The sequence below is a fragment of the Thermostichus sp. MS-CIW-25 genome, from assembly GCF_054060015.1.
On sequence record NZ_JBSSCS010000066.1, the window covers coordinates 1 to 7,629 of the forward strand.

Genomic DNA, 7,629 nt, shown 5'->3' on the forward strand with positions numbered 1-7,629 from the left:
CCCGACCCTGCGCGATCCTATCGCAGTGGGAAGAAGTTTGAGTGTGAGCATTGTGGATGGGAAGGGGATGCGGACTTGAATGGGGCAAATATGATCGCGCTTTTGGGGGCTGCTGTAAACCAGCCCAGAGGCTAAGCCTACGGCTGGCTTCGCGAACGTGATTGGCTTGCCAACTACAGGGCTACCGAAAGCCCGCTCTCTATCTATACGTCATCTATACGTCAGCATGAGTGCGGGAGTATGTCACGTCTCAAAACCAAAATCTGAGGCTTGGCTTTGATCTATGGCCGAGCCATAAGCCATGCCGGGGAGCCAATGAAGAAGACTCTCGGCCACCCCGGCGCTCTGGGCGATCCCAACCCCTATCGCCAACCTGCCCGATCCATGACTCTTAACGCATCAGGGGTGACACGGCCAATGCTGGCAGCGTTGATCGTGTCTTCCTTAAAGGTGCCAAAGCTGGCCACCACCGAGTCGATCTCGGCCCCTGGCAGCACTGGATACTCGTTGTTGCTCTGGGCAAAAATGGCCTGCGCCTCTGGCCCGGAGAGAAACTCCAAAAATTGGATGGCCGCTTCTTTGTTGGGAGCCGTTTTCAGAATGCCGGCCCCGCTGATGTTGACGTGGGTGCCGCGATCCTCTTGGTTGGGGAAGAAGACGCCGATTTTCTCGGCTACGGCGCGATCTTCTGGATTGTCGGATTTGATCAAACGGGGCAAATAGTAGGTGTTGGCCAGAGCCACATCTCCCACTCCGGCGGCCACGGCCTTGATCTGATCCGTGTCTCCCCCTTCCGGCGGACGAGCAAAATTGGCTACTAAACCCCGTGCCCATTGCTCTGTTTCCGGGATCCCGTGGGCCAAGATGATCGAGGCCGTCAAGGATTGGCTGTAGACGTTGCTGGAGGAGCGGGTGAGCACCTTGCCCCGCCATTTGGGGTTTGCCAAGTCCTCATAGGTGGACAACTCCTTGGGATCCACCTTGTCTTTGTTGTACATGATCACCCGGGCTCGTTTGGTGAGGCCAAACCAGTACCCCTCTGGATCCCGCAGATACTCGGGAATATTTTTGGAGAGCGTCTCGGACTGGATGGGCTGAAACAAGCCCTCGTTCTGAGCCCGCCACAGCCGGGCAATATCCACCGTCATGAAGATGTCGGCGGGGCTGTTGGATCCCTCGCTGCGGATGCGCTGGGCGATCTCGTCGGCGTTGCCCTGCACCCAATTCACGGTAATGCCCGTTTTCTGCTGGAAAAGTTCGTACAATTTCTCGTCTGTGCCGTAGTGCCGCGAGGTGTAGAGGTTCACTTCCCGATTGGCGCCATGGGCCGGACGCAGAAGAGACCCTGCTGCCAGAGCCGCAGAACCTAGCGTGGCTCCACTGACAAATTGCCGTCGCGATAAGCGCATACCCAACTCCTAAGTTCAAAAACATCTCAAGAGACACAGCTCCACCGGCCAAGCTGGCCATGCCTCTCTCTGAGAAAAAACCTGAAAGCTACGCCCAAAGGACAAAGGCGGTTCCCGCAAATCTCACTCCGTTGACCCTCATCTTAGGCCAGCTTTATTGAGACTTTTATTCAAGAACCTCGCCTTGGGGCAATGATAGAGGATCTCAAGTACCGGGTCAAGCTCTTAGAAGTTTTTCTCATCTCTCACCCTTTGGGATGGAACTGGCCAACTTTCCCCTGTTCTCGACAGCACTCGAGATGGCCGGCGACCCAGCCGATCTTGCCGATCTTGTTGAGCAATCGGTCTGTGGCCGGAGCCCCGCGGAGCAGTATTGACAACACCCGCAAAAGCTGGAAGGGCTTCGGGTATAACGGGAGCAGGGTAGATGGCGGAGTATGGTGGGCTCCCTTTCTGGACTACCTCAGGCGCAGGTGCAAGAGAACGGCAGGGATCCGGGCGTCTCTATCCTGGTCTGCGGCTACAACGACTTAGTGGAGCTCACTCTCCAGGCCCTAGAGGCTTTTGGACAGCGGGCTGTGGTGGTGGCTCCCGGCCCACGGCCCTATCCGAAAGAGGACTGGGAATACCTGCAGGGGGATCCGCGACAGCCGGAGGTGTTACGGCAAGCTGGGATCGAGCGGGTCAAGGTGGCGCTGCTGCTGGAGGACGATGACCAAGCCAACTTTGAGCTGGCTTTGCTGATTCGAGATCTCAATCCACAGGTGCGTGTCGTCTCCCGTCTGTTCAACCACAGCCTTGCCCGCTATCTCGACTCGGCTTTGCCGCAGCATTTTTCCCTATCGGTGGCGGCTTTGGCTGCCCCGGCTTTTGCCCTCAAGGCTGTTTCCGACGAATTTGTTGGCTACTTTGAGCTGCCCCAGCTGGAAGCCCAGCCGGCCACGCTTCCGCCAGAGCTGGCAGATCCGGCTTACTTTGTCTCAGACCGAGAGACCACCCTCTGGAACGTGGTAGAGCTGACCATCGGATACAACTCCCGCCTGCTGCATATGCCCCTCTCGGAGCTGGAGGAAACTTTTGGGGCGCGGGTGCTGTTTCATTACCCGGTGGATGGGCTTTCTGACTTTTCCAAACAGCGAGTTTTCGACGACTTTGACCACGAGGCAGAGCTGCTGGAGGGGGATCGCGTTTTGGTCATTTGCAACCCCAGAGCCTACCTGCAACTGCTGGAACGCAACGGGCGACGGGGCTCCTCACGGGCGCAGCGCTGGGCCAGCGAACAGGTGCAGGATAAGCGACAACAACGGCAAGGCAGATTGCTGGGGCGGGGATCCCTTGGGTCTTGGCTGCGCAGAGGAGTGCAGGGACTCCTACAGGTCAAGCCCATCGTGCGCACCCTCACCTTCACCCTGGGGGCCATGTTGGTGCTGGGGGTGATCAATTTCAGGATGATCGGCAAACCCCTCATCGATGGGCTTTTGCTGACGATCGTGGTGCTGACAGGGGGCTACGGGGATATTGAGGCTTTTCAACAGCCGGAAACACCGCTGGGGGTGAAGGTGCTGGCGGTGATGATGACCTTGGTGGGGGCTGCCCTGGTGGGGTTGATTTACGGCTTGGTGACCGACAAATTGGTGAGCAGTCGCTTTGGCTTGGGTCGGGCTGCCCGTATGCCCAAAGAGGATCATGTGGTGATCGCAGGGTTGGGGCGGCTGAGCTATTTGGTGCTGCAGTTGTTGCGGCAGATGGGCTACGAGGTGGTGGTGGTGGATCCCAATAGCGAGAACCCTCTCTTGGAGGCAGCGGAACGGGAGGGAGCGGTGGTGGTTCGTGGGGATTATGCCCTGGCAAGCACGCTGCAGCAGGCTCGCATTCAGGGCAGCCGCTGCCTAATCTGCACCACCCCTGACGATCTCACCAACCTGGAGACGGCCCTGACGGCCCACAGCCTGCAGCCGGGGATCCGCACCATTTTGCGGGTTACCGATCCCGAATTGGCGGCTCGCATGCAGCGCCACATGCAGACCCTGGGGATCAGCTACAGCGCTACCGGGCTGGGGGCACGGGCTTTTGCCACCGCAGCGCTGGTGGGATCCGTCTACGGCACTCTGGCTTGGCAAGGGGAAACTCTGCTGGTGACGCTGCTGGAGGTCTCGGCCGATTGCCACTACCTGGGGCTATCCTTGCGCCAACTGGCCCAGGACTATGACCTGGTGATCTTGCTGCATCGCTCCCGACCGGGGAAACCCTGTGTTTTTCCCAAGATCTGGCAAAAAGAGGGCAAGACCCCGTTGAAAGAAGGCGATCAACTCTATGTGATGGGAACGGTGGGATCCCTGATTCGCCTGACCCAAGGACGGCCTCTTCCCCCAGAGCTGTATCAGGTGCGCCTCCTAGAGTATCGCAACCCCTATTTTGAAGAGGATATCCTCTCGGCTTTATCGTTCTACGCACGCCTGCCCAAAACGGCCCTGAAACCCCTATTGGGCTGTCTGCCGGCGGTGGTGAGCCCACCCCTTCCCCGCGACAAGGCAATCAAGTTAGCCCGCCAACTGCGCAAGATGAGCACTGAAGTGCAGGTGTTTGCCCAGGCGCAGCCTGCCCATTGGATCCCTGCAGCCATGAACGAAAACAGCGAGAGTAATCTGAATTGATTTGGACACTGTTCTGTTTATTGGTCTATTCTGCACTCCGTAGTCCAAAACATCTCGTTATGGGCAGTTGGACATTTAGGAGATAGGCTTTTCGGCTGCAAGTCGCACAAAGCGATTTTGGTTGTAGAGCTGCTGAGCCACCACTGCGAAACCCACCTTCTCCAGCAACCACACCAGGTCTTCGGCGCTGAAGCGATTGTGCTCGTAGAAGTGGGTAAACTGATCCAGCAGCGTTTCCAAAGGCGTGTCCGACTGGAAGAGTTGGGCCTCTGTATCGGCATCGAAGTAGAGGCTGAGCGGGGCGCGCACCCAATCCACCAGCAAAAATCGCCCCCCCGGCTTGAGTAGACGCAACACCTCCTGCAACAAGCGCAAGGGCTGCACCATCTCGTGCAACACCACCACTGCCTGAGCTGCATCGATGCTGTTGGCCGCAAGCGGCAAGTGAGGGTCGTGCAGGTCGGCCTGCAACAGCTGGATTCCAGGGATCCCCTTCAAATCTGCCGCCGCTCGCTCCAACATGTAGGGCATCACATCCACCCCGATGAAGTGTCCTCCGGGATAGCGTTGCGCCCACTGACCCAGAGCAAACCCCGGCCCGGTTCCCAGATCCAACAAGCGCGGTGCAGGAGGCAGACAGGGCTCGATGTGCATCTGCCAGAAGTGCCAAAACGCTTCGTTAAAGCGCCCAGGAGCTGTTGCCAGCATGCGCTCGCAGAAGCTGGGGCCACGGTGGTGCTGGTAGAGAAGCTGAAAGGTATCGAGGCCGGTCTGGGGCATGGCTGAAGATTGTTGAGAAAATTGCTAGAGGGATCACCAGAATTCGCTGATGGGCTGAAAAGAGCATCGGGGGATCCCCAAAAGTAAGGCCTAATGTTGGCCTAACGAGCCGTGGGAGCGCTGGAAAAGTTGGCAATGCCGGTCTCCAGGTCGCTAAAGCAGGTCAATACCTTTTCCATAGAGGTGAGGTTGAGGACGAGGGCCACATTTTCCGGCACGCAACAGAGGCTGAGGTTGCCCCCAGCAGCACGGCACTTGCGCAAAGCCGAGATCAACACCCCCAGCCCAGAGCTGTCCATAAAAGTGACCGATGACATGTCGATCAACATATTGGTGTAACCGAAATCTATAACTTGCTGGAGCAACTGCCGAGCTTCTGAAGCAGCCTTGGCATCAAAACGACCTTCCAGGGGCACAATTGCCAGTTTTTGCCCTTGCGGAGTTTCAGCAGTACGGATGCGCAGCTTGAAATCCATCGTTTCCAGTGAAGACCTCATGCCCCACCTTAACACCATCCGCTACCGCCCACCAGGAAATCTTGTGAAGATCCCCAGGGACAGCGCGGCTCCCTCCAAAAACATCTGCCCTCTCGCCCCCAGCTCCTCTCCCAACAAGCCAGAGGGAAGCCGTGTAAACCCATGAAGTAAGAGCCGCCCCAGAGCTTAGCAGGAACTCCATCCCCCGCAGGGAAGGGATCCCGCCTCGGCCACCCATCTCAGGTTCCAGCCAGATCTACCTACAGCATGGGCTGCAGGGTTAAAGCCTCTGAGCTGATTGAAGGAAGGGACACATGCAAACGGGGGCGGTGCATGGAGAGCAACTGGGCCAGGCGCTTGCGCAACTCGGTGCGGGGCACAATCGCGTCGATGAGCCCTTGGGCCAGCAAATATTCGGCGGTTTGGAAGCCTTCGGGAAGCTTGCCCTTGCCAATGGTTTGCTCGATTACATTCGGCCCGGCAAACCCCACCTGCGCGCCCGGCTCGGCCAGGATCAGGTCTCCCAACATGGCAAAGCTGGCAGTCACCCCGCCATAGGTGGGATGGGTGAGCACAGAGATGAACAATTGTCCGGCGTCGCGGTGCCTTTGTAGGGCGGCTGAGGTTTTGGCCATCTGCATGAGGCTGAGGATCCCTTCCTGCATGCGGGCCCCCCCCGAAGCCGAAAACAGGATCAAAGGCAGGTGATCGCAGGTGGCCCGTTCCGTGAGGCGGGCGATCTTCTCGCCTACCACCGAGCCCATGCTGCCGCCCATAAAGCGAAAGTCCATCACCCCAATCGCCACCGGGATCCCTTCCAGGCTTCCCAACCCTGTCAGGACGGCATCCTTGAGCTGGGTGCGCTCCTGGTAGGTGGCCAAGCGCTCGGAGTAGGGCTTTTGGTCGAAAAAGTGTAGGGGATCCGTGGGAGCCAGGTGCTCGTCGAGGGGTTGCCAGGATCCGGGATCCAAAAGCTGTTCCAGCCGCTCTGGAGCTGTAATGCGATGGTGATGCCCACAGCTAGGGCAGACTTGCCAGTTTTGCTGCAGATCCTTGGTGTAGGTCAGGGTGTCACAGGCAGGACACTTTTGCCAGAGGCCGTCGGCAATCTCTCTTACCTGACGCTCTTTGTCGAAGGGGCTGCTACCTGTCAGGTTCAGAGAGGTTTGTCTGCGCCGCTCCGCAAACCAATCCAGTAGAGACATAGCTGTTGAAATATCCTCCCTACTCAGGGATGTCGAGAGCCCTGCCGGTGAGCTGCGAAACACATCTCAACGTTCTCAAGCTATCAAAGAATCGCCCGACTGAAAATAGAGACAACAGCAAGCGATGGAGACTCGGTGGCAGGTGCTGACCACAGGGGATGGATCCCTGACCTTTTTCTCGGAAGAGTTTGGACAGGCTTTTCACAACGTCAGTGGTGCCGCCCAGGAGGCTTTGGAGAAGTTTGTCCGCCCTTGCCGGCTGGATCGGCTGCCGTTGGAACGGGATCCCGCCCAGCCCATTTGCCTTTTGGATATTTGCTTTGGCCTGGGCTACAACTCCGGCCTTGCCCTAGAAACCATTTGGCAAATCCGGCCCGATTGTCTTGTGGAGGTAATCGGCCTGGAGCGATCCCCGGAAGTACCCCGGCAAGCTTGGCAGGCAGGGGTGGGATCCGACTGGAGCTTTGGGCAAGAATGGCAACACTGGATTGAACAGGGATCCTGGCAATCGGAGCGCTGGCGCGGAACGCTGCTGTGGGGCGATGCCCGGCAAACGGTGTTGCAGGTGCCGCTGGGGTGGGCAGATGCGGTGTTTTTGGATCCCTTCTCGCCTTCTGTTTGCCCAGAGCTGTGGACGGTGGATTTCCTGCGGGCCGTGGCTGAACGGATGCGACCAACCGGCATTTTGGCCACCTATTCCTGTGCAGCGGCGGTGCGAGCGGCTCTGTTGGAAGCAGGGCTTTTCATCGGCTCTACCCCCCCGATAGGTCGTCCTTGGCCGGGGACAGTGGCCTCGCCCCAACCTGACCACCTGCCGCCTCTTTCCCCCATGGAGTGGGAGCACCTGAAAACTCGCGCTGCCGTGCCCTACCGGGATCCCACCTTGAAAGGAGATAGAGCGCAAATCCGTCTGCAACGCCAACGGGAACAGCAGGGATCCCCTTTGGAGCCCACTTCTGCTTGGAAACGCCGCTGGCCTGTGCAAGCCTAGAGAGTGGCGTTGCCGGAGTTCAGCTAGAAATCGCAGGAGCCCCGCACTGTACCCGTAGGGTCAGTGTCGGGAGGAATGCGGAAGTTACGATAGAACCATGACCCAAGTCCTGAC

6 protein-coding genes and 1 pseudogene are annotated in these 7,629 nt (G+C 58.4%); 3 read left to right on the forward strand and 4 right to left on the reverse strand.

Annotated features, from left to right (window positions below):
• A pseudogene (locus tag ACVWZ1_RS13945) lies at positions 1-135 on the forward strand (RNA-guided endonuclease TnpB family protein); the annotation flags it as partial.
• Between the two features lie 227 nt (positions 136-362).
• On the opposite strand, the gene ACVWZ1_RS13950 reads toward ACVWZ1_RS13945, so the two are convergent.
• Positions 363-1,409, reverse strand: a complete 1,047-nt coding sequence (locus ACVWZ1_RS13950; RefSeq protein ID WP_457466838.1) for a Fe(3+) ABC transporter substrate-binding protein — start codon at positions 1,407-1,409, stop codon at positions 363-365.
• A 437-nt stretch (positions 1,410-1,846) separates the two neighbouring features.
• Here ACVWZ1_RS13950 and ACVWZ1_RS13955 point away from each other — a divergent pair, with 437 nt between their 5' ends.
• Positions 1,847-4,063: an NAD-binding protein gene (locus ACVWZ1_RS13955; protein WP_457503722.1), complete on the forward strand. Its 2,217-nt coding sequence runs from the start codon at positions 1,847-1,849 to the stop codon at positions 4,061-4,063.
• A 75-nt stretch (positions 4,064-4,138) separates the two neighbouring features.
• On the opposite strand, the gene ACVWZ1_RS13960 is transcribed toward ACVWZ1_RS13955, so the two are convergent.
• From ACVWZ1_RS13960 to accD, 3 genes are all read right to left on the reverse strand, one after another.
• Entirely contained in the window at positions 4,139-4,843 is a 705-nt protein-coding gene (locus tag ACVWZ1_RS13960; protein ID WP_414383511.1) for a class I SAM-dependent methyltransferase, read from the reverse strand.
• Between the two features lie 101 nt (positions 4,844-4,944).
• Positions 4,945-5,340, reverse strand: a complete 396-nt coding sequence (locus tag ACVWZ1_RS13965) for an STAS domain-containing protein (RefSeq protein WP_414349838.1) — start codon at positions 5,338-5,340, stop codon at positions 4,945-4,947.
• Between the two features lie 239 nt (positions 5,341-5,579).
• Complete coding sequence (gene accD / locus ACVWZ1_RS13970) at positions 5,580-6,524, reverse strand: acetyl-CoA carboxylase, carboxyltransferase subunit beta (RefSeq protein WP_414408999.1); 945 nt, start codon at positions 6,522-6,524, stop codon at positions 5,580-5,582.
• 124 nt (positions 6,525-6,648) lie between these two features.
• Here accD and ACVWZ1_RS13975 point away from each other — a divergent pair, with 124 nt between their 5' ends.
• Positions 6,649-7,515 (forward strand): tRNA (5-methylaminomethyl-2-thiouridine)(34)-methyltransferase MnmD, encoded by an 867-nt coding sequence (locus ACVWZ1_RS13975; RefSeq protein ID WP_457466840.1) that lies wholly within the window; start codon positions 6,649-6,651, stop codon positions 7,513-7,515.
• Positions 7,516-7,629 lie beyond the last annotated feature (114 nt).